Below are 20,671 nucleotides of genomic sequence, written 5' to 3' on the forward strand. Positions count from 1 at the left end.
GGAGGCCTGATGACCGAGGACACCTTCAAGGCCGTACGGGCGGCGGGCTGCGTCCTGTGGCGCCGCTCGCCACTCGGCGGTGAGCTGGAGATATGTCTCGTCCACCGGCCGAAGTACGACGACTGGTCACATCCGAAGGGCAAGCTCAAGCGCGGCGAGGAACCGCTCGCGGGGGCACTGCGGGAGGTCCAGGAGGAAACGGGGTACACCGCCGTGCCCGGCACGGCCCTGCCCACCCTCCGTTATCCCGTCGCCGGCCGCCCCAAGGAGGTCCGCTACTGGGCCGCCGAGGCGACGGACGGCCACTTCATTCCCAACGACGAGGTCGACCGCATCCTGTGGCTCTCCCCCGCCGTGGCCCGCGACCGCCTGACCCAGCCCAGGGACGCCGATCTGGTTGACGCCCTGCTGAGCGTGCTGCACCTCACTTAGCCGGACCTCCCAGCCATATGCGTACACATCCGGTCGCATGCAGTGACAACGATCGGGATCCCACCGTGTCCTCGACGTAAGCGTTCCGTGACCTCACCGCACCGCCCACAGGGGTTCACCCCCCGTTCACTTACGGCCATCGACGCCTTCACCTGATCTGCCTAATTTCGGCCTTACCCGGTGCGGAACGCCTCCTGCGTGTGGCCTCCGCATCACACACACCTCGCACGCCGCCAACCAGACGGCGGCTCCTGGAAGGAACACCCCAACAGTGAAGCTTCAGCGCAAGAACCGGCTTCGCGCCCTTTCGCTCGGTGCTGTCGCCGTCTCCGGCGCCCTGGCCCTCACGGCGTGCGGCTCCGACGACACCGGCACCAAGAGCAACGCCACGGGCGGCGCGACGACGGGCTCCGCCAGCTCGATCAAGTGCGACAACGCCAAGGGCCAGCTCCTCGCCGACGGCTCGTCCGCGCAGAAGAACGCGATCGACGCCTGGGTCAAGGAGTTCAGCGCCGCCTGCTCCGGCGTGCAGATCAACTACAAGGGCGGCGGCTCCGGCGCCGGCGTCACCGCGTTCACCCAGGGCCAGGTCGCCTTCGCCGGCTCCGACTCCGCGCTGAAGCCCGAAGAGGTCACCGCCTCCAAGAAGATGTGCACCGGCGGCGGCCAGGGCATCGACCTCCCGATGGTCGGCGGCCCGATCGCGGTCGGCTACAACGTCCCGGGCGTCGACAAGCTGGTCCTGAACGCCTCCGTGACCGCCAAGATCTTCAACGACCAGATCAAGAACTGGAACGACGCGGCGATCGCGAAGCTGAACCCGGGCGTCAAGCTGCCCGACCTCAAGATCCAGGCGTTCCACCGCTCGGACGAGTCCGGCACCACGGACAACTTCACCAAGTACCTGATCGCCGCGGCCCCCTCCGACTGGAAGTACTCCGGCGGCAAGGCCTGGCAGGCCAAGGGCGGCCAGTCCGCTCCGCAGTCCTCCGGTGTCGCCCAGCAGGTCAAGCAGACCTCCGGCGCCATCGGTTACATGGAGCTGTCGTTCGCCAAGGACGGCATCAAGGCGGCCAGCATCGACACGGGCGCCAGCGCCCCGGTCGAGGCCACCGTCGAGAACGCCACCAAGGCCATCGCGGACGCCCAGGTCATCGGCACGGGCAAGGACCTCTCGCTCAAGCTGAACCGCGCCACCAAGGCCGACGGCGCCTACCCGATCACCCTGGTCACGTACGAGATCGTCTGCGACAAGGGCAACAAGTCGGACACCCTGGCCGCCACGAAGGCGTTCCTGACCTACATTGCGAGCGAGGACGGCCAGAAGGTCCTCTCCTCCATCGACTACGCGCCGATCCCGGCCGACATCATCGCCAAGGTCCGCACCACCATCGCGGGCCTCAGCTGACCTAAGCGTGCGGCCCGGCCCCGGTTCGGGGCCGGGCCGCACCGTCCGGTGCACCGCCGCCAGGAGCCGCACACCAAGTACGGCTCTGCAGACCGGAGATCCCGATGGACATATCTACACAGAACACAGACGCACCTCCCCCCACCTCCCAGCCTTCCGCGGCCGTGCACAAGCGCGCGAGCCGCGGCGCCACCCGACCCGGTGACCGGATCTTCCTCGGTCTCTCCCGCGGCTCGGGCATCTTCCTGTTGGTGATCATGGCCGCCATCGCGGTCTTCCTCACCTATCGCGCCTCGCTCGCGATCAGCAGGGACCACGGCAACTTCCTCACCACCTTCGAGTGGAACACCAACACCCTCCCGCCGGTCTTCGGCATCGCCGTCCTGGCCTTCGGCACGGTGGTCTCCTCGATCATCGCCATGGCCCTGGCGGTCCCCGTCGCGGTCGCCATCGCGCTGTTCATCACGCACTACGCACCGCGCAGGATGAGCGGCCCGGTCGCCTACGTGATCGACCTGCTCGCCGCCGTGCCGTCCATCGTCTACGGCCTGTGGGGCGCCCTCGTCCTGGTGCCGCACATGAACGGCCTCTTCGGCTGGCTGGACAAGTACTTCGGCTGGACCGGCATCTTCAGCTGGCAGGGCGGCGCGCCCCGCTCGATGCTCACCGTCAGCATCCTGCTCGCGATCATGATCCTGCCGATCATCACCAACGTGAGCCGCGAGGTCTTCCGCCAGGTCCCGCAGATGCACGAGGAGGCCGCGCTGGCCCTCGGCGCCACGCGCTGGGAAGTCATCCGCATGTCGGTGCTGCCCTTCGGCCGCTCCGGCGTCATCTCCGCGTCGATGCTGGGTCTCGGCCGCGCGCTCGGTGAGACAATGGCCGTCGCCACGGTCCTCTCGCCGACCTTCGACATCAACGCCAGCCTGCTCGACCCGGGCGGCGGCACCTTCGCACAGAACATCGCCAGCAAGTTCGGCGAGGCGACGGCGGACGGCCGTGACGCGCTGATCGCGTCCGGTCTGGTCCTCTTCGTCATCACCCTGCTGGTCAACGGCGCGGCCCGGGTCATCATCGCCCGTCGCGCGGAGTACTCGGGGGCCAACGCATGAGCCACTCAGCACCCGCCATGGGCAAGCGCCCCAGCACCCTGCGCGGCGCGACCCTGCCGAAGTGGTCCCCGTGGGCGATCGCCGCCGGCGCCGTCGTGCTCGCCGTGGTCATCGGCCTGGTCGGCGGTCTCGACAGCAAGGTCCAGTGGGGCCTGATCGCCGGAATCCTCTTCGTCCTCGGTACGTACGGCATCGCCGCGCGCGTCGAGGGCCGCCGGCAGGCCAAGGACCGCGTCGCGACCAGCCTCGTCTGGGTCTGCTTCCTCATCGCGGTCGTCCCGCTGGCCTCCCTGATCTGGACCACCGTCAAGCGCGGTGTGAAGGTCTTCGACATCTACTTCCTGACCCACTCGATGGGCGTGGTCGCGGACTCCGAGCCCGGCGGCGGCATCTACCACGCCATCATCGGCACGCTGGAGCAGGTCGGTCTCGCCACCCTGATCGCGGCGCCGATCGGTGTACTCACCGCGGTCTACCTGGTGGAGTACGGGCGCGGCAGGCTCTCCACGGCCATCACCTTCTTCGTCGACGTGATGACGGGCATCCCCTCGATCGTCGCCGGTCTGTTCATCCTGAGCCTGATGCTCATCCTGGATCTGCAGCCCTTCGGCTTCGCCGGTTCGCTGGCCCTGGCCATCCTGATGATGCCCGTCGTGGTCCGCTCCACCGAGGAGATGCTCAAGCTCGTACCGAACGAGCTGCGCGAAGCCTCCCTGGCGCTCGGCGTGCCCAAGTGGCGCACGATCCTCAAGGTGGTCCTGCCGACCTCGATCGGTGGCATCACGACCGGTGTCATGCTCGCCGTCGCACGCATCACGGGCGAGACCGCCCCGGTGCTGCTGCTGGTGTGGGGCACGAACTTCATCAACACCAACCCGTTCTCCGGGGCGCAGGCCTCGCTGCCGCTGTACATCTACCAGCAGTACGCGAACAGCGCCGGCTCGAACGCGGCGTACGACCGTGCCTGGGCGGCTGCGCTCGCCCTGATCGCCTTCGTGATGATTCTCAACATGGTGGCCCGCGGCATCGCCCGCTGGAAGGCACCGAAGACAGGTCGCTGACGCGGCCATATCAGCGACCAGCAGCATCCCCCTCGAAAGAAGCAGTGATTGACATGGCCAAGCGAATCGACGTAAGCGGTCTCACCGCCTACTACGGCTCCCACAAGGCGATCGAAGACATCTCGATGACGGTCGAGCCGCGCTCGGTGACGGCGTTCATCGGCCCCTCCGGCTGCGGCAAGTCGACGTTCCTGCGCACGCTCAACCGTATGCACGAGGTCACCCCCGGCGGCCGGGTCGAGGGCAAGGTCCTCCTCGACGACGAGGACCTGTACGGCCAGGGCATCGACCCCGTCGCCGTGCGCCGCACGATCGGCATGGTCTTCCAGCGCCCCAACCCCTTCCCCACCATGTCGATCTTCGACAACGTGGCGGCGGGTCTGCGTCTGAACGGCTCGTACAAGAAGTCCGAGCTGAACGACGTCGTCGAGAAGTCCCTCAAGGGCGCGAACCTCTGGAACGAGGTCAAGGACCGCCTCAACAAGCCCGGCTCGGGTCTGTCCGGTGGTCAGCAGCAGCGTCTGTGCATCGCGCGGGCGATCGCGGTGGAGCCGCAGGTCCTCCTCATGGACGAGCCCTGCTCGGCCCTCGACCCGATCTCGACCCTCGCCATCGAGGACCTGATCGGCGAGCTGAAGGAGCGCTTCACGATCGTCATCGTGACGCACAACATGCAGCAGGCCGCGCGCGTCTCCGACCGCACCGCGTTCTTCAACCTGGCCGCGGTGGGCCAGCCGGGACGGCTCATCGAGATCGACGACACGGAGCGCATCTTCTCCAACCCGTCGGTGCAGGCCACGGAGGACTACATCTCCGGCCGCTTCGGCTGAGCCGTTTCCCCCCATACCCCTCGCGGTGCTGCATGGCGGTGCCACCGCGAGGACGAGAAGGGCCCGCCCCTGGCTCCCGGGGGCGGGCCCGCTCGTCTTCGCCGAGACCCAAGGGCGAGGTTGGACCGGAGAATCTCCCGCCTGCCGGCCGGCGGGGGTTGCTCCCGCAGTTCCCCGCACCCCCAGAAGCGAGGCTTCGCCCCGAATCCCCCACCCACCCGAAGCTCTTTGGCTACCAGCCGGCGGGAGTTGCTCGCGCAGTTCCCCGCGCCCCCAGAGCCGGGGCTTCGCCCCGAATCCCCCACCCACCCGAAGCTCTTTGACTACCGGCCGGCGGGGGTTGCTCGCGCAGTTCCCCGCGCCCCCAGAGCCGGGGCTTCGCCCCGAATCCCCCACCCACCCGAAGCTCTTTGACTACCGGCCGGCGGGGGTTGCTCGCGCAGTTCCCCGCGCCCCCAGAGCCGGGGCTTCGCCCCGAATCCGCCGCCCGCCAGAAGACCTTCGGCTGTCCGCCGGTGGGAGCTGCTCGCGCAGTTCCCCGCGCCCCTGAAAGCCTCGCCCCGGCCCGTATCTGTCAGCCCGTCCGGCGTTTGAGGACGAGCCCTTCGGGCGATCGGGGGTCCGGGGGGGCGAAGCCCCTGGGGATGGGACGGGTAGGGGCGGCGGGGGCGAGAAACGTCGGGGCGGCCGGCGTCCTACAGGAACGCCAGGTCAACAACCCAGAAGCTGGCGGCAGCCACCAACGCCGCGGCCGGCATCGTGATGAACCACCCCAGGACGATGTTCTTGGCGACACCCCAGCGAACCGCGTTCACCCGCTTCGTCGCCCCGACACCCATGATCGCCGAAGTGATGACATGCGTCGTCGAGATCGGCGCCTTGAACAGAAACGCCGTGGCGAACATGATCGACGCCCCCGTCGTCTCCGCGGCGAACCCCTGCGGCGGATCCAGCTCAATGATCTTGCGCCCGAGCGTCCGCATGATGCGCCACCCACCGGCGTACGTCCCCAGCGACAGCATCACCGCACAGACGATCTTCACCCACACCGGAATCGGGTCGTCCGACTTCTGGACGTCGCCGATGACGAGCGCCATCACGACGACACCCATCGTCTTCTGGGCGTCCTGAAGACCGTGCCCGAGCGCCATCCCCGCCGCGGACACCGTCTGCGCGATACGGAACCCCCGCTTGGCCTTGTGCGGATTGGCCCGCCGGAACATCCACATGATCGCGCACATGACCAGATAGCCGACGATCAGACCGACGACCGGCGACAGGAACATCGGGATGATGACCTTGTCCACGACCCCGGACCACAACACCTTCGTACCGCCCGCGAGCGCGGCCCCCACCAGTCCCCCGAACAACGCGTGCGAGGAGGACGACGGAAGCCCGAAGTACCAGGTGACCAGGTTCCAGACGATCGCCCCGACGAGCGCGGCGAAGAGGATCCCCATCCCCTTCGACCCCTCGGGCGTCGCGATCAGCCCCTTGCTGACGGTGTTCGCCACCCCGCTCCCGAGGAACGCACCGGCGAGGTTCATCACCGCGGCCATGGCGAGCGCGGCCCGCGGGGTCAGCGCCCGCGTGGACACCGACGTGGCGATGGCGTTCGCCGAGTCGTGGAAGCCATTCGTGTACGTGAATCCGAGCGCGACCAGAATGGTCACGACCAGCGCAAAGGTGTCCACGAAGTTCAGGACTCCTTGACGGCGATGGTCTCCACCGTGTTCGCCACATGTTCGAACGCGTCGGCCGCTTCCTCCAGCACATCCACGATCTGCTTGAGCTTCAGGACCTCGATGGCGTCGTACTTGCCGTTGAAGAGATGGGCGAGCAGCTTGCGGTGGATCTGGTCGGCCTGGTTCTCCAGCCGGTTGACCTCGATCCAGTACTCGGTGAGGTTGTCCATCGTCCGCAGGTTCGGCATGGCCTCGGCCGTCAGCTCGGCGGCCCGGGCCAGTACCTCGATCTGCTGTTCCACGCCCTTGGGGAGCTCCTCGACCTGATACAGCACGACCAGGTCGACGGCCTCCTCCATGAAGTCCATGATGTCGTCGAGGGACGAGGCCAGGTTGTAGATGTCCTCGCGGTCGAACGGCGTGATGAAGGAGGAGTTCAGCTGGTGGAAGATCGCGTGAGTGGCGTCGTCACCGGCGTGTTCGGCGGCCCGCATGCGCTCTGCGATCTCGGCCCGGGCGGAGGCGTCCGCCCCGAGCAGTTCCATCAGGAGTTTCGAGCCCGTGACGATGTTGTCCGCGGAGGCGGAGAACATGTCGTAGAAGCTCGTCTCCCTGGGGGTCAGACGAAAGCGCACTTGGGGTCCTCGGGGTCCTTTTGTTCGGTCAGGCTGATGCTAGGCGCATCATCCGGCCACGGCTAACCGGCCGTCCCCCAGTGTCGCCCATCAGGCACAGTGATCAGCACAGGGTCCGGTCCCGGCATCCGGCAAGGGCCCTATACCCAGCAAAGTTCGTTACCATATACCCACCAGGGGTATATATACCGGACCACCAGGAGGACGCGATGACGACCACCGAGGCCGGCGCGACGGCGCCTCCCGACAAGGCCGAAGAGGTTCAGGAGGTCCCGGACATTTCGAACATCGAGGCCCCCGTCGACACCGCGGAAGCCGGGAGCGACGGAGCCGGGACCGAGGACGTCGTGACCGACCACGACCGCGGCATCCACGGCTACCACAAGCAGAAGGCCGAGCACCTCAAGCGCCTGCGCCGCATCGAGGGTCAGATCCGCGGTCTGCAGCGGATGGTCGACGAGGACGTCTACTGCATCGACATACTCACCCAGGTCTCCGCCTCCACGAAGGCCCTCCAGTCCTTCGCGCTCCAGCTCCTCGAGGAACACCTGCGCCACTGCGTCGCGGACGCGGCCCTCAAGGGCGGCGAGGAGGTCGACGCGAAGGTCGAGGAGGCCACGAAGGCGATCGGCCGCCTGCTGCGCACATGACACAAACGCACGGGGACACAAACGCACGGACACACCGAAGTGCGCACGTGAAGCGGGCCTACTCTCCCGTGCCGCTCTCCCGGGTGCGCTCTTCGGCCACCTTCAGCACCTCGTCGATGCTCTCCAGGCTGAGCCGCTCCTCGTGGGCGGCCGAGGCCGCGATGATCAGGTCGCCGCACAGCTCGATCTCGGCGAGGGCCACGTGGTCCTGAACTGCCGTACCGCCGACCGGAGCCACGTGCATCACCTCTTCCTGCCGTCACCGACTTCCTAGAGTAGGGAGCGGCCTACACACCGCGCATGGCACGGAAGGGCCATTTCCAGCCCCCAACTCCACCTCGTCCACGCACCGGCAGCCACGCCGCGGACGGACGTCTACGGCTCCGCGATCTTCCCCGCGAAGATGTCCTCGGGTTCCGGAAGCCGTACGTGGGCGGGGACCCCGAAGTCGTACAGCAAGGTCGTCGAGGCGACCGCGACGGTGCCCTTCTGCCGCCCGTTGATGAAGCTGAACCGGTTCCGGAGCTTGCGGACGCGCCCCTGGTCGTCGAGGTAGGCGTCGAACGGGACTTCGGCGGTGGCGAACCCTTTCGCCGCCGCCGCGAGTGCCTTCCGGTTCCCCCGCGAGGCGCTGCGCGCGGCGATGTCCAGGTCGGCGGTCCCGCGATAGTGCCACACCGGCGTCCCGGCCACCTCCGTCCTGCCCATGTACGTCGCCGTCCGCGCCCCCCGCAGCAACTCCGCCGCGGCGAACGGGTCGGTGGCGCCGCCGGTCACGAGGTTCCCGTCGGAGAGGGTGGCCGTGTCGACGCGCACCCATTTGTCGGCGGGGACACCGGCGCCGCGGTTCTTCATGAACAGGGCGCCCGGGGCGAGGAGTTCGGTGATCGGCCGGTGCTCGACGGCGCCCGCGGGATCCTGCGGCAGCAGCACCTTCAACTGCCCCAGCTGCTTCTTGAAGTCGTAGACACCCTGGCCGCGGATGGTGACCCGGGTCCCGCCGGTGGCCATCTCCATCGACGTACGGGTCTTGGCGCTGCCCGCGCGCTCCAGTGTGGCGGCGGCCCGGTGCAGCACCTCGACGGAGGTGATGCCCTCGCGCGCGTCCTCGGCACCGGCCCGGCCGACGGAACATCCGCCGACGCAGACCATGAGCCCCGCCATCGCGACCGCGACGACGCCCGTGCCCGTCCGACTCTGCTGCTGCGCCACCATCGTCCGCCGACCCCCAGCCGGTCCGTCCCGGGCCTCCTGTCGTTCCGGTTAACGACGGGTAGGGACGGCCGTCACGCAGCGGCGATTCATCTGCTTGCCTTGGGTAACGTTGTCACTGTGGCGCAACCGGAGGAGACCCATCCCGTCCAGGAACACCGAACGACGACGATCGAGCAGGGTCGCTTCTGTCTGGCGCGCTGCACCTGTGGCTGGCGAGGCCCGGCCCGCCGCGCCCGCAGCCTGGCCCGCACCGACGCCGAGGGCCACGCGCAGAACACACCGCTCGCGTAGCACCCCATAAGGGGCGTGACCAACCTCTCGCCCGTCCACGGCCGAAAAGGCCCAGGCCAGGTTGAAGATTGAGAGCGAGATCCGCGCGGGATCACGGCCGTGTCCCGGTTCCGTCCCGCGCCCGTCCGCCCCGGAACCCCCAGGACCCGGCACACGTCTCGTCCCACGCACGGGAAGCAATGGGAGGCGCACATGCAACGGCGTACGTTCATCGGTGGCGGCGCGGCCGCACTCGCGGCGGCGGCCACGGCCGCGTGCAACGGCAAGGGCAGCGGGGGCAAGGCGGCGGCCACGGACTCGGCCGGCACGTCGATACGCACGGCCACCACCGGCACGGGCACGAGCAGCACGGGCAGCGGCGTAGCCGCCCATGCCGCCGCCAACTGGACGGCTCTCGCCAAGGACCTCGACGGCCCGCTGGTCCGCCCCGGCGACCGCAGCTGGTCGACGGCCCACCTGCTGTACAACACCCGCTTCGACTCCCTGAAGCCCACCGCCGTCGCGTACGTCGCCCACGCGGACGACATCCGTACGACCATGGCCTACGCCCGTGCCCACAACATCCCGCTGTCGATCCGCAACGGCGGTCACTCCTACGCGGGCTGGTCCTCCGGAAACGGCCACCTGATCCTCGACGTGTCCAAGCTCAACACCATCCGGGCGTCCGCGAACGAAGCGGTGGTCGGCGCCGGATCCAAGCTGATCGACGTCTACCGGGCGCTCGCCGCGAAGGGCGTCACGATCCCGGCCGGTTCCTGCCCGACCGTCGGCGTCTCCGGTCTGACCCTCGGCGGCGGCCACGGCGTGGTGTCACGGGCGTACGGCCTGACCTGCGACAGCCTCACCCAGGCGACGCTGATCACCGCGGACGGCAAGCAGCTCGTGGCGAACGCGAGCGAGAACAAGGACCTCTTCTGGGCCCTGCGCGGCGCCGGCAACGGCAACTTCGGTGTCGTCACCGAGCTGCGCTTCAAGACCCACGCCGCCCCGCAGGCCGTGTCGGCGTACATGACGTGGCCCTGGGCGAAGGCCGCCGCCGTGGTGAAGGCCTGGCAGGAGTGGGGCCCCAGCCAGCCGGACGAGATCTGGTCCTCGCTCCACCTGGAGAACGGCAGCGGCACACCCACCGTCGCCGTCGCCGCCTTCTCCCTGGGCACCTACGGCGAACTCCAGAACGCCGTGGACCGCCTGGCCATCATGATCGGCGGCCCCGCGCGCAGCGTCTCGCTCAAGAAGCACTCCTACAAGGAGTCGATGGAGGCGTACGCGGGCTGCTCGTCATTCCCCACCGAAGCCCAGTGCCATCTGCCGGGCTCGACACCGGGCCGCTCCCCGCAGGGCTCCCTCAGCCGCGATACGTTCGCGGCCCGCTCGGACTTCTTCGACCGGTCCATCTCCGCGGCCGGCATCCAGACGCTGCTGCACCAGATCTCCTCGGTCCGCGGCGGCGCGGGCAGCATCGCGCTCACCGCACTGGGCGGCGCGGTCAACCGGGTCTCGCCGACCGCGACGGCCTTCGTGCACCGGCGTTCCCGGATGCTCGCCCAGTACTTCGCCTCCTGGGGCGCCGGCGCCTCCGGCAGCACGGTCCAGTCCTGGCTGGTCTCCGCCCACTCGGCGATGGCCCCCCACGCCTCCGGTGCCGCCTACCAGAACTACACGGACGCGACCCTCACCAACTGGCGCAAGGCGTACTACGGCGACGCGGCGACCCGCCTGGCGGCCCTGAAGAAGCAGTACGACCCGAACCGCTTCTTCTCCTTCCCCCAGTCACTCTGACCCGCAGACCCACCACCGCCCCCGCCGCTCAGCGGAGGCGCCTACGCGGCGAGGTCCGGCTCCTCGGGGCGCTCCGCCCGCGCCCCGGGAATCAGCGCCTCCTGCCCCGCACTCCCCACGCTCCGCGCCCGGATCAGCCATCCGGCGCGCGGCGAGTGCTCCACGGCCTTCATCACCGGGGTCAGCAGGGCCATGGCGAGCGGGGACAGCAGCAGGGCGACGGCGGTGCCGAGGGCGAAGCCGCCGACGACGTCCGTCGGGTAGTGCACGCCCATGTAGACCCGGCAGAAGCCTTCGAGCAGCGCGATCCCTATCCCGACGAGCCCGAACCTCCGGTTCGCGACGAACAGCCCGACGCCGATCGCCATGGTGAGCGTCGCGTGGTCGCTCACGAAGGAGAAGTCGGTCTTGCCATCGACCAGGACGTCGAGCCCCTGGTGGTCCACGAAGGGGCGGGGCCGCTCCACAAAGCCGCGTATCGGCACGTTCACCAGCACCGCGACGCCGGCCGCGAGGGGCGCCCAGACGAGCGCGGCCACCGACGGGGCGGCGTTCTCGTCGCCGCGCCGCCGCACGGTCCACCAGCACCACAGCACCAGCAGGATCATGGCGAGCAGCAGCCCGTACTCTCCGACGAACTCCATGCCGCGGTCGAACCAGTGCGGCGCGTTCTTGGCGAGGCCGTTGATGTCGTACAGCAGGTCCACGTCGGGGTTCGAACCGGATTCGGCGAGTCCAGCCATGGTGCTGCGGCCCCTTCGTCGTCTTTCCGCGGGCGCAGCCTTTCGTGCGCCGCCCGATCCACCCCCGTGGTCGTAGATCAGCTCTACGTCAACAGGAACGCACATTCCCCTTCAGTACGTTCCACCCTCCACCGAATGATCACGCAGACGTTATCGAAGAGAGATACATCGCCGCAGCTCAGGGGTGGGATCAAACCGTCGTCGGCAACGCTTTCGCGCCATCTTCGGTCACGCGCGTGGCGCCGAAGTAGTCGGGGGTGTCGATGGGGTCGAAGCGGATGACGGCACCCGTTCGCGGTGCGTCGATCATGTACCCGCCACCCACATAGATACCGACGTGCCGAATGGCCCGCGAGTTGGTGAGGTCGTCGGAGAAGAACACCAGATCGCCCGGGAGCAGTTCCGCGCGCGCGGGGTGCGGTCCGGCGTTGTACTGGTCGTTGGCGACGCGCGGCAGGGTGACTCCGATACTCTCGTACGCGGCCTTGGTCAGACCCGAGCAGTCGAAGCGTCCGCCCTGGTCAGCGGTTCCGTTGCCGCCCCACAGGTAGGGCGTGCCGAGCTTCTTCTGGGCGTAGTAGATCGCCGCGGCGGCCTGCTGCGAGGGATCCACCCGGCTCACCGGCCGCGCGAAGCTCTTCGCCAGAGTCGTGATCGTCTTCACATAATTCTGGGTCTCCTTGTACGGCGGCACGCCTCCGTACTTGATGACCGCGTAGGCCCCCGCGTTGTAAGCGGCGAGCATGTTCTCGGTGGTGTTCCCGGGTGCGTCCTTCACATAGGACGCGAGCTTGCAGTCGTAGGAGGCGGCCGACGGAATCGCGTCATTCGGGTCCCATACGTCGCGCTTGCCGTCCCCATTGCCGTCGATTCCGTGCGTGGCCCAGGTGCCGGGGATGAATTGCGCTATGCCCTCGGCCGCCGCCGGACTCTTGGCGTTCGGATTGAATCCACTCTCCTGATACAGCTGCGCGGCGAGCAGCGCCGGATTGATCGCGCCGCACAGATTGCCCCACTTCTGTACGAGCGTCTGGTACGCGGCCGGCACGGCGCCCTTGGCGAGCCCGACCGATCCGCCGCCGACCCCGTTGGCGAGGTTCCCGGCCACCATGTAGACGCCGACGACCAGCGCCGACATGAAAACGAGCCCGACCCCGGCGACGGCGGTCACCGCGACCCACGTCTTACGCACCGTCAACCGCCCCTCGCCGCCCGGGAGTCCGCCGGACGTCAGTCTAGAGGCGACCCCTGTGCGAGGAAACGATCACACACGACAAGAAACGGGGCGCGAAGTGCGCCCCGAGCCCCACTCGTACACCCCGAACCCGCCCCCGTACGCCCCGAACCCGCCCTGCACACTTCGAACCCGCCCCGCGCGCCCCTAACCCGCCTTGCGCGCCGCCTTGTACAACTTCGCGGCCTCATTCCCGAGGACGACGCTGAACGAGACGTCGTCGGTGTCCCCGCCCGCCTCGTGGCCGCCGATGACCCCGACGACCGCCCCGTCGCCGTTCACCCAGGGGCTGCCGCTGGTGCCGCCGGCGAAGGCGGGGCACTCGATGCGCTGTTGGGTGCGGCTGTGGGCGGTCGGTTTGTTCGTACAGATGAGCGGTGCGTCGAGGGTGCTGGGGTAGCCGGTGACCGTGACGGCGGTGGCCCCGGTCTCCCGCCCCGTGGCGAGGGCGTTCCCGCCGACGACGTCCTCGATGCCCTTCGCGCCCCGCTTGGCCACCTCGGCGAAGGCGACGTCACTGTCCTCGTCCTGACCGCCCGTCCAGGCGTCACCGACGAAGGTCTTCTTGACGTCCCAGATCCCGTACGGCGCCTTGCCGTCCCGATAACCCGGGACAAACCGCAACTTTCCGCCCCCGTCAAGACAGTGTGCGGCGGTCACCAGGAGGTCCCGCCCCTCGCTGTGCACGACCGAGGCGGTGCAGAAGTGTCCGCTCAGGCCATCACCCGCGCCGAACAAGGCGCCCACGCGGGCGCTCGCCTTGTTCGCGTCGGCCTGCACGGTCACGCCGAACGGCCCGGGGCCGTCATCGGCGGACGCCACGGACGCGGACGTGACGGCGATCGTCACGACCACGACGAACAAAGCGTTCCGCCGGTTACCAGGGGGACGAGTGGTGCGCTTCATCGGTTCATACTCTGGCCCACGAAATTAAGAAAAATCCTGGAACCACACTGAGAATCTCCTATGAGTCACCGGTGGGGGCCAACGGAGTCACAACGGCAGGTCCACCGTACGGCCCATCCCCGGCCCTCGCACGCACACTCGACACTCCAAACTGCCCACAGCCTGTGGACGAACACGGCGAACGGTAAACACATTCACCGGCAGGCAGGCATTGGGTTCACTATCATTCGTGTGGGCGGCCGGCGACAGCCAGGAGACGGAGGAGCCCGTGAGGAGCAACCCGACAGGTCGCCAACTCCGCTTCGGCGCGGAGCTGCGCAAACTCCGGGAGCGCGCGGGCCTGACCGTCACTGGGGCCGGTCAGCTCATTGGCATCAAGCAGACCCAGGTCAGCAACATGGAGGCGGGGCGCGTGGGCGTGAGCGCCGAGCGGCTGCGCGCGCTCGCCGGCCACTACCGCTGCACGGACAAGGCCCTCGTCGACGCGCTCAGCGCCATGACCACGGAGCGCTCGCGCGGCTGGTGGGAGGAGTACCGCGAGATCCTGCCCGCCGCCCTGCTGGACCTCGCCGAGATGGAGCACCATGCGGGGCGGCTGCGCACCGCGGTCACGATGCACATCCCGGGCCTGCTCCAGACGACCGATCACGCCCGGGAGCTGCTGCGGCACGTCGTGCCCGAGCTCTCGCCACCGGAGATCGAGCACCGGGTGTCGTTCCGCGTCAAACGCCAGACCGTCCTCTTCGCAGACGCCCCGACCGCCCTGGTGGCGGTCATCCACGAGGCGGCGCTTCGCATGCGGTTCGGCGGCCTCACCGTGGCCACGTCCCAGTTGCGGCACCTGCTGGACATGAGCGAGCGGGACCACATCACCCTCAGGGTGCTCCCGTTCGCCACCGGATCCTTCCCTGGTTCCGGCCAGTCGGTCTTCTACTCCGGCGGACCGGTCCCCCCACTCGACACCGTGTGCCTCGACCAGTCCCACGGCCCGGTGTTCCTCGACGCCGAGGCCCAGTTGCGGAGGTACCGCGCCCTCCTCGACCGGATGGAATCGGTGTCCCTCGCCCCGGAGCACTCGCGAGACTTGCTCCACAAGCTGATCCACGACCTGTGAAAAGGACCGAGACACTCAGGGCCGCCCCGCCGCCTTCCACACCCTCCTCCTCACCCCTCTTCCACACCCTCTTCCTCACCCCTAAGGAAGCCCCCCGTGGCTGACGTCCCCCCGGACCTCGACTGGGTCCGCGCCGCCCCGGACGACGCGACCGGCCCCGGCCCCTGGATCGAACTCGCCTTCGGCGCCGACGGCCTGGTCCACATCCGCGAAACCAGCGACCCCACCAACATCGTCACTACCACTCAGAAGAAGTGGGACGCCTTCGTCCTGGGTGTACAGGCGGGCGAGTTCGACCACTTCGTGGAAGGACTGGAGGACGAGAGATCTTAGGAACCACGACAACACGCCGCACCCTGCTCACCGCGGCCACCACCACCGCCGCCACCCTCGCGCTCGGCGCGGGCCCGGCGTACGCGGAGGATCCCCGGCAACGCGACACCCGCGCCAGGCTGCGAGAGCTGGAGGCACGACACGGCACGAGGATCGGCGCGGTCGCGTACAACCTGAGGACCAAGGCCACCGTGCGCCACCGCGCGGCGGAACGCTTCCCCGGCTGCTCGGTGTTCAAGACGCTCGCGGTGGCGGCCGTGCTGCGGGATCTGGACCGGCACGGGGAGACACTCGCCCGGCGCATCCACTACACGGCGGCGGACCTGGCCGGGTACTCGCCGAAGACGGGCGAGCCGGAGCACCTGGCGGGCGGCATGACCGTCGGGGAACTGTGCGACGCGGCGATCCGCTACAGCGACAACACGGCGGCCAACCTGCTGCTGCGCGAACTGGGCGGCCCCACGGCGATCACGCGCTTCTGCCGCTCGCTGGGGGACCCGAAGACCCGCCTGGACCGCTGGGAACCGGAGCTGAACTCGGCGGAGCCCTGGCGGGTGGAGGACACGACCACCCCGGCTGCCATCGCCGGCACCTACGCCCGGCTCGTCCTCGGCGACGCGCTCCACTACCGCGACCGTGACCGCCTGACGACATGGCTGCTCGGCAACACCACCAGCGGCGAGCGTTTCCGCGCGGGCCTGCCCGAGGACTGGACGATCGCCGACAAGACCGGCACCGGCGACTACGGCACCAGCAACGACGTGGGCATCGCCTGGACCCCGGACGGCGCCCCCGTGGCCCTCGCCGTCCTCAGCACCAAACCCGCGCGGGACGCCGCCGCGGACAGCCCCCTCGTCGCCGCCACGGCCTCGGTCCTGGCCGCGGCCGTGGGCTGACGCGAGCCCCCGGAACAGTCGGCGACCCCCGTCATCACTAGTCCGGCGCCGCCCCCGTGTACGCCGCGTTCGTGCGATCGCGGCCCCACGGGCGGCGGCTTCCGCCGTCACCACCGCGCCTCGCCCGATGCACAGCCGAGCCGCGAAGCGAGTCAAGCCGACGTCAACTTCCAGCCAACGATGGGCCATTGAGGGGTCACCCGATCACCCGGGTTCGGTAAGGCGGAAGTCAGAATTCCAGATCACTCTTGTTTGTCGCGTACTCAACAAGCGAGTGTCTACGCGGGTCACACGGCCCGGCCGCCGGGGACACCACACCGACGGCAACAGCACCCGCACCGCCCCTGTCAACCTCTCTCAGGAGCTGTACGTTGCGTACTACACCCCCCATACCCCCCACACCCGGCAACAGATCGGCAGCCCGCACCGACTGGCGCCGCTTGGGCTCCGCGGCCGTCGCCACCGCCGCCCTCCTGGTGGCCGGTTTCGGCACCGCCGTCGACGCGAGCGCGGCGGCCGGCACGACCGCGACGAAGACCGTCGTGAGCAAGAGCACCGCCACCGAGGCCGGTTCGGCCAAGGTCACCTGGACCCGTTCCTGCGCCGAGCCCAAGAAGAAGGGGGAGATGGCCTGCAACGCGCTGCGCGTGACCGGCGGCACGACCGCCTTCATGCGGGCCAACGCCCACGCGAACGCCGTCACCCCCAAGGCCGCCGCCGACTCCCCCACCGGCTACGGCCCCAGCGACCTCCAGGACGCCTATGGCCTGACCGACGCCGCCGCCTCCAACGGCTCGGGCAGGACCATCGCGATCGTCGACGCCTACGACGACCCGAACGCGGCCTCCGACCTCGCCGCGTACCGCTCGTACTACGGCCTGTCGGCCTGCACCGTCGCCAACGGCTGCTTCAAGAAGGTCAGCCAGACGGGCTCCACGACCTCCCTGCCCTCAGCCGACAGCGGCTGGGCGGGTGAGATCTCGCTCGACCTCGACATGGCCAGCGCCGTCTGCCCCAACTGCAACATCACGCTGGTCGAGGCGAAGTCCTCCTCCATGGCCAACCTCGGCACCGCGGTGAACGAGGCGGTCAAGCTCGGCGCGAAGTACGTCTCCAACAGCTACGGCGGCTCGGAGTCCTCCTCCGACACCTCCTACGACAGCTCGTACTTCAACCACCCGGGCGTCGCCATCACGGTCAGCGCGGGCGACGAGGGCTACGGCGCCGAGTACCCGGCAGCCTCCAAGTACGTGACCTCCGTCGGCGGCACCGCCCTCTCGTCCAGCTCCAACAGCCGTGGCTGGAGCGAGAAGGTGTGGAACACCAGCAGCACCGAGGGCACCGGCTCCGGCTGCTCCGCCTACGACGCGAAGCCGACCTGGCAGACCGACACCTCCTGCTCGAAGCGCATGATCGCGGACGTCTCGGCCGTCGCCGACCCGGCGACCGGCGTCTCGGTCTACGACACCTACGGCGACGGCACCGGCTGGGTCACCTACGGCGGCACCAGCGCCTCCTCGCCGATCATCGCGGCCGTGTACGCCCTGGCCGGCACCCCGTCCAGCGGCTCGTACCCGGCGAAGTTCCCGTACGGCTCGGCCGGCACGTCCGCGCTCAACGACGTGACGTCGGGCAGCAACGGCTCCTGCTCCACGAGCTACTTCTGCACCGCCAGGTCGGGCTACGACGGCCCGACCGGCTGGGGCACCCCGGAGGGCGTCTCGGCCTTCACCGGCTGATCGCATCACCCTCCGCACGGCACGGAGCCGCCGGGTAACGGATCAAGTGGGGATCCGCCGGCGGCGTCCGGGACGGGCCGCGGCAGCCTGCCGCGGCCCGTTCGCGCTCACGTCCACCCGATCGGAAACTTTGGCAAATCCCTTGACTTGCCTGTGAGTTGAGTCAAGTGGCGCTCAGCCGCAGTCCATCGAGCGGCCATCGAGGAGTAACGCGGCGGCCTCGTTCAGTAATGCGGAAGTCAGGATTCCAGACGGCTCTTGTTGTCACGTACTCAACAAGAGGATGGTCATCGGCGGGCCACTCGGCCCTCCGCCGGGGACACCGCACCGGCGGCGCACCCGCACTGCCCCTGTCAAACACTCTCAGGAGGCTGTCCGTTGCGTACCTCGAATCCCCAAGAGCCCGCCAGACCCGCCGTACGCGGCCGGTGGCGCCGTATCGGAGCAGCCGCCGTCGGCACCGCGGCTCTCGTCCTCGCCGGCTTCGGCGCCGCGGGCCCCGCGAACGCCGCCCCGGCCGCCAAGGCCACCGCCACAGCCGCCTCCACCTCCTCCAAGGTGACGTGGAGCCCGGCCTGTTCCACCCCCGCGAAGGGCCGGATGGCCTGCAAGGCACTGCGGGTCACCGGCGGCACGACCGCCTTCCAGAAGGCCAACGCCCACGCGGACGCCGTCACCCCGAAGGCCGCCGACGCCGCCACCCCGTCCGGGTACGGGCCGAGCAACCTCCAGAGCGCCTACGGCCTGACCTCCGCCGCGGCTTCCAACGGCTCGGGCGAGACGATCGCGATCGTCGACGCGTACAACGACCCGAACGCCGAGGCGGACCTCGCCAAGTACCGTTCGTACTACGGTCTGTCGGCCTGCACCACGGCCAACGGCTGCTTCAAGAAAGTCAGTCAGACGGGCTCCACGACCTCCCTGCCCTCCAGTGACGCCGGCTGGTCCGAGGAGATCTCCCTCGACGTCGACATGGCCAGCGCCATCTGCCCGAACTGCAACATCCTGCTCGTCGAGGCCACCTCCGCCACCATGGCCAACCTCGGCAAGGCGGTGAACGAGGCCGTCACCCTGGGCGCGAAGTACGTCTCCAACAGCTACGGCGGTTCGGAGTCCTCCTCCGACACCTCCTACGACACCTCGTACTTCAACCACCCCGGCGTCGCCATCACCGTCTCCGCGGGTGACTCCGGCTACGGCGCCGAGTACCCGGCCGCCTCCAAGTACGTGACCTCCGTCGGCGGCACCGCCCTCTCCTCGAGCTCCAACAGCCGCGGCTGGACCGAGAGCGTCTGGGAGACCAGCAGCACCGAGGGCACCGGCTCCGGCTGCTCCTCGTACGACGCGAAGCCGACCTGGCAGACGGACACGGGCTGCTCGAAGCGGACCGTCGCCGACGTCTCCGCCGTCGCCGACCCGGCCACCGGCGTCTCGGTCTACGACTCCTACGGGGTCACGGCCGGCTGGTACACCTTCGGCGGCACGAGCGCGTCCTCGCCGATCATCGCCGGTGTGTACGCCCTCGGCGGCACCCCCTCCAGCAGCTCCTACCCGGCGTCCTTCCCCTACGCGTCGGCCGGCACCTCGGCCCTCAACGACGTCACCTCCGGCAGCAACGGCAGCTGCGGCTCCAGCTATCTGTGCACCGCGAAGTCGGGCTACGACGGCCCGACCGGCTGGGGCACCCCGGAGGGAGTCTCGGCCTTCACCGGCTGACCCGCCGGAGACACGGAAAACCCCCGAAAGCACGGGAAAGCGGGGGGAACTGCCGGGGAGGACGTGGGGATCCTCCGGCAGTGCGGGGAACGGGCCGCGGCAACCAGCCGCGGCCCGTTTCCGTGCGCCACGGCGACGGGGATAGCCTTCGGGGCAGTGGCCGTGCGTCCACATCGGGCGGACGCGCGACCCGGAGAACATCGGCTCGACAACCCGTCAGAAACACGACGGGCACGCAGGGATGCTGCGAGGAGCGGCGGGGTGACCGCCCCGCACTCGTCGTAGAAGGGGTTAACGACGGAACCACACCACAGGTTCCGGTTCGACTTCATTGCCCGGCGTGACCAGGCGTGATACACAGAGTGACCATACGACTCTTTGCATACCGTCGCACGCCTCCCGAAAGGGGCCCGCGTACGCCGGTGACAAGGGATTCGTACGAAAACCGCCAATCAATGACGCCAAGTCGACATACGACAGCGGCATTGTCGGCGAGAATGGGCCCGACCTCTGCGCACAGTGGCAGGGGGTGCAGAACTACCCACTAGGGGCGGTGACTTACATGCTTTTCGCAGCCGACAAGGGCGACATCACCACAATCATCGGCGGAATCGCCCCGGACTGGGGTCCCTTCGGCAGCCTGGGCAACGAGGCCAAGACGATGATCCAGGTCGTGATGGCCGTCGCCATCCTGCTCTGCCTCGGGATCGCGATCTGGGGAGCGGCGAAGCAACGTATCGGAGCAACGGCGCTCCGCGACACGTTCAGCGCCGAACAGGGCAAGGGTCTGATCATCGCGGGCCTCACCGGGGTCTTCATCATCGGCTCCCTCGGCACGCTCTTCACCATCGTGTACGGCATGGCCGTCTAGCTTCGGCCGGGCACCCGGCAC

At 69.0% G+C, this 20,671-nt stretch carries 21 protein-coding genes; 14 read left to right on the top strand and 7 right to left on the bottom strand.

All coding sequences use genetic code 11. The features are described from left to right. The first annotated feature begins 9 nt into the window (after window positions 1–9). The 5 genes from ACZ69M_RS32755 (at window position 10) to pstB (ending at window position 4,843) form a co-directional block, all read left to right on the top strand. Window positions 10–432, top strand: coding sequence for an NUDIX hydrolase (locus ACZ69M_RS32755; protein ID WP_470055509.1), 423 nt, complete (start codon window positions 10–12; stop codon window positions 430–432). A gap of 271 nt (window positions 433–703) precedes the next feature. Further along, window positions 704–1,840, top strand: a complete 1,137-nt coding sequence (gene pstS / locus ACZ69M_RS32760) for a phosphate ABC transporter substrate-binding protein PstS (RefSeq protein ID WP_352043972.1) — start codon at window positions 704–706, stop codon at window positions 1,838–1,840. A 104-nt stretch (window positions 1,841–1,944) separates the two neighbouring features. Further along, a complete protein-coding gene (pstC, locus tag ACZ69M_RS32765) occupies window positions 1,945–2,952 on the top strand; it encodes a phosphate ABC transporter permease subunit PstC (RefSeq protein WP_470055510.1) in 1,008 nt (335 codons plus the stop codon). After that, on the top strand, window positions 2,949–4,013 hold the full coding sequence (gene pstA / locus ACZ69M_RS32770; protein WP_470055512.1) for a phosphate ABC transporter permease PstA: 1,065 nt from the start codon (window positions 2,949–2,951) through the stop codon (window positions 4,011–4,013). Before pstC ends, pstA begins: the two co-directional genes overlap by 4 nt. A 53-nt stretch (window positions 4,014–4,066) precedes the next feature. Then, window positions 4,067–4,843, top strand: a complete 777-nt coding sequence (pstB, locus tag ACZ69M_RS32775) for a phosphate ABC transporter ATP-binding protein PstB (RefSeq protein WP_101404245.1) — start codon at window positions 4,067–4,069, stop codon at window positions 4,841–4,843. Window positions 4,844–5,538: 695 nt separating this feature from the next. On the opposite strand, the gene ACZ69M_RS32780 is transcribed toward pstB, so the two are convergent. Then, a complete protein-coding gene (locus ACZ69M_RS32780) occupies window positions 5,539–6,537 on the bottom strand; it encodes an inorganic phosphate transporter (RefSeq protein WP_470055514.1) in 999 nt (332 codons plus the stop codon). 5 nt (window positions 6,538–6,542) lie between these two features. Then, complete coding sequence (locus tag ACZ69M_RS32785) at window positions 6,543–7,163, bottom strand: DUF47 domain-containing protein (RefSeq protein ID WP_054232360.1); 621 nt, start codon at window positions 7,161–7,163, stop codon at window positions 6,543–6,545. A gap of 209 nt (window positions 7,164–7,372) precedes the next feature. Here ACZ69M_RS32785 and ACZ69M_RS32790 point away from each other — a divergent pair, with 209 nt between their 5' ends. Next, on the top strand, window positions 7,373–7,813 hold the full coding sequence (locus tag ACZ69M_RS32790) for a metal-sensitive transcriptional regulator (RefSeq protein WP_470055516.1): 441 nt from the start codon (window positions 7,373–7,375) through the stop codon (window positions 7,811–7,813). Between the two features lie 58 nt (window positions 7,814–7,871). On the opposite strand, the gene ACZ69M_RS32795 is transcribed toward ACZ69M_RS32790, so the two are convergent. Beyond that, the gene (locus ACZ69M_RS32795; protein WP_470055518.1) at window positions 7,872–8,057 is read right to left on the bottom strand and encodes a hypothetical protein; all 186 of its coding nucleotides are present in this window, start codon (window positions 8,055–8,057) and stop codon (window positions 7,872–7,874) included. 131 nt (window positions 8,058–8,188) lie between these two features. Further along, window positions 8,189–9,028, bottom strand: a complete 840-nt coding sequence (locus tag ACZ69M_RS32800) for an SCO4651 family lipoprotein (RefSeq protein WP_470055520.1) — start codon at window positions 9,026–9,028, stop codon at window positions 8,189–8,191. Window positions 9,029–9,145: 117 nt separating this feature from the next. On the opposite strand from ACZ69M_RS32800, the gene ACZ69M_RS32805 reads away from it, so the two are divergent. Together ACZ69M_RS32805 and ACZ69M_RS32810 are read left to right on the top strand one after the other, a co-directional pair. Continuing rightward, window positions 9,146–9,319 (top strand): hypothetical protein, encoded by a 174-nt coding sequence (locus ACZ69M_RS32805; RefSeq protein ID WP_470055522.1) that lies wholly within the window; start codon window positions 9,146–9,148, stop codon window positions 9,317–9,319. Between the two features lie 192 nt (window positions 9,320–9,511). Next, a complete protein-coding gene (locus tag ACZ69M_RS32810) occupies window positions 9,512–11,098 on the top strand; it encodes an FAD-binding oxidoreductase (RefSeq protein WP_470055524.1) in 1,587 nt (528 codons plus the stop codon). 41 nt (window positions 11,099–11,139) lie between these two features. Here ACZ69M_RS32810 and ACZ69M_RS32815 read toward each other — a convergent pair whose 3' ends face one another. The 3 genes from ACZ69M_RS32815 to ACZ69M_RS32825 form a co-directional block, all read right to left on the bottom strand. Then, window positions 11,140–11,841: a phosphatase PAP2 family protein gene (locus ACZ69M_RS32815; protein WP_470055526.1), complete on the bottom strand. Its 702-nt coding sequence runs from the start codon at window positions 11,839–11,841 to the stop codon at window positions 11,140–11,142. A 190-nt stretch (window positions 11,842–12,031) separates the two neighbouring features. Continuing rightward, the gene (locus ACZ69M_RS32820) at window positions 12,032–12,979 is read right to left on the bottom strand and encodes a C40 family peptidase (protein ID WP_470055568.1); all 948 of its coding nucleotides are present in this window, start codon (window positions 12,977–12,979) and stop codon (window positions 12,032–12,034) included. A gap of 243 nt (window positions 12,980–13,222) precedes the next feature. Further along, a complete protein-coding gene (locus ACZ69M_RS32825) occupies window positions 13,223–13,981 on the bottom strand; it encodes a trypsin-like serine peptidase (RefSeq protein ID WP_470055528.1) in 759 nt (252 codons plus the stop codon). A 268-nt stretch (window positions 13,982–14,249) separates the two neighbouring features. Here ACZ69M_RS32825 and ACZ69M_RS32830 point away from each other — a divergent pair, with 268 nt between their 5' ends. From ACZ69M_RS32830 to ACZ69M_RS32855, 6 genes are all read left to right on the top strand, one after another. Beyond that, window positions 14,250–15,095 carry a helix-turn-helix domain-containing protein gene (locus ACZ69M_RS32830; protein ID WP_470055530.1) on the top strand — a complete coding sequence of 282 codons (846 nt, stop codon included), beginning with the start codon at window positions 14,250–14,252 and terminating at the stop codon, window positions 15,093–15,095. A 96-nt stretch (window positions 15,096–15,191) separates the two neighbouring features. Further along, a complete protein-coding gene (locus tag ACZ69M_RS32835; RefSeq protein ID WP_470055532.1) occupies window positions 15,192–15,428 on the top strand; it encodes a DUF397 domain-containing protein in 237 nt (78 codons plus the stop codon). Then, window positions 15,422–16,324, top strand: a complete 903-nt coding sequence (bla, locus tag ACZ69M_RS32840) for a class A beta-lactamase (RefSeq protein WP_470055570.1) — start codon at window positions 15,422–15,424, stop codon at window positions 16,322–16,324. Before ACZ69M_RS32835 ends, bla begins: the two co-directional genes overlap by 7 nt. A gap of 371 nt (window positions 16,325–16,695) precedes the next feature. Then, the gene (locus tag ACZ69M_RS32845) at window positions 16,696–18,063 is read left to right on the top strand and encodes a S53 family peptidase (protein ID WP_470055534.1); all 1,368 of its coding nucleotides are present in this window, start codon (window positions 16,696–16,698) and stop codon (window positions 18,061–18,063) included. 378 nt (window positions 18,064–18,441) lie between these two features. Next, entirely contained in the window at window positions 18,442–19,779 is a 1,338-nt protein-coding gene (locus tag ACZ69M_RS32850; RefSeq protein WP_470055536.1) for a S53 family peptidase, read from the top strand. A 562-nt stretch (window positions 19,780–20,341) separates the two neighbouring features. Then, on the top strand, window positions 20,342–20,650 hold the full coding sequence (locus ACZ69M_RS32855) for a hypothetical protein (RefSeq protein WP_054232206.1): 309 nt from the start codon (window positions 20,342–20,344) through the stop codon (window positions 20,648–20,650). The last annotated feature ends 21 nt before the right edge of the window (window positions 20,651–20,671 follow it).

The sequence above is a fragment of the Streptomyces sp. NPDC107454 genome (assembly GCF_055582885.1).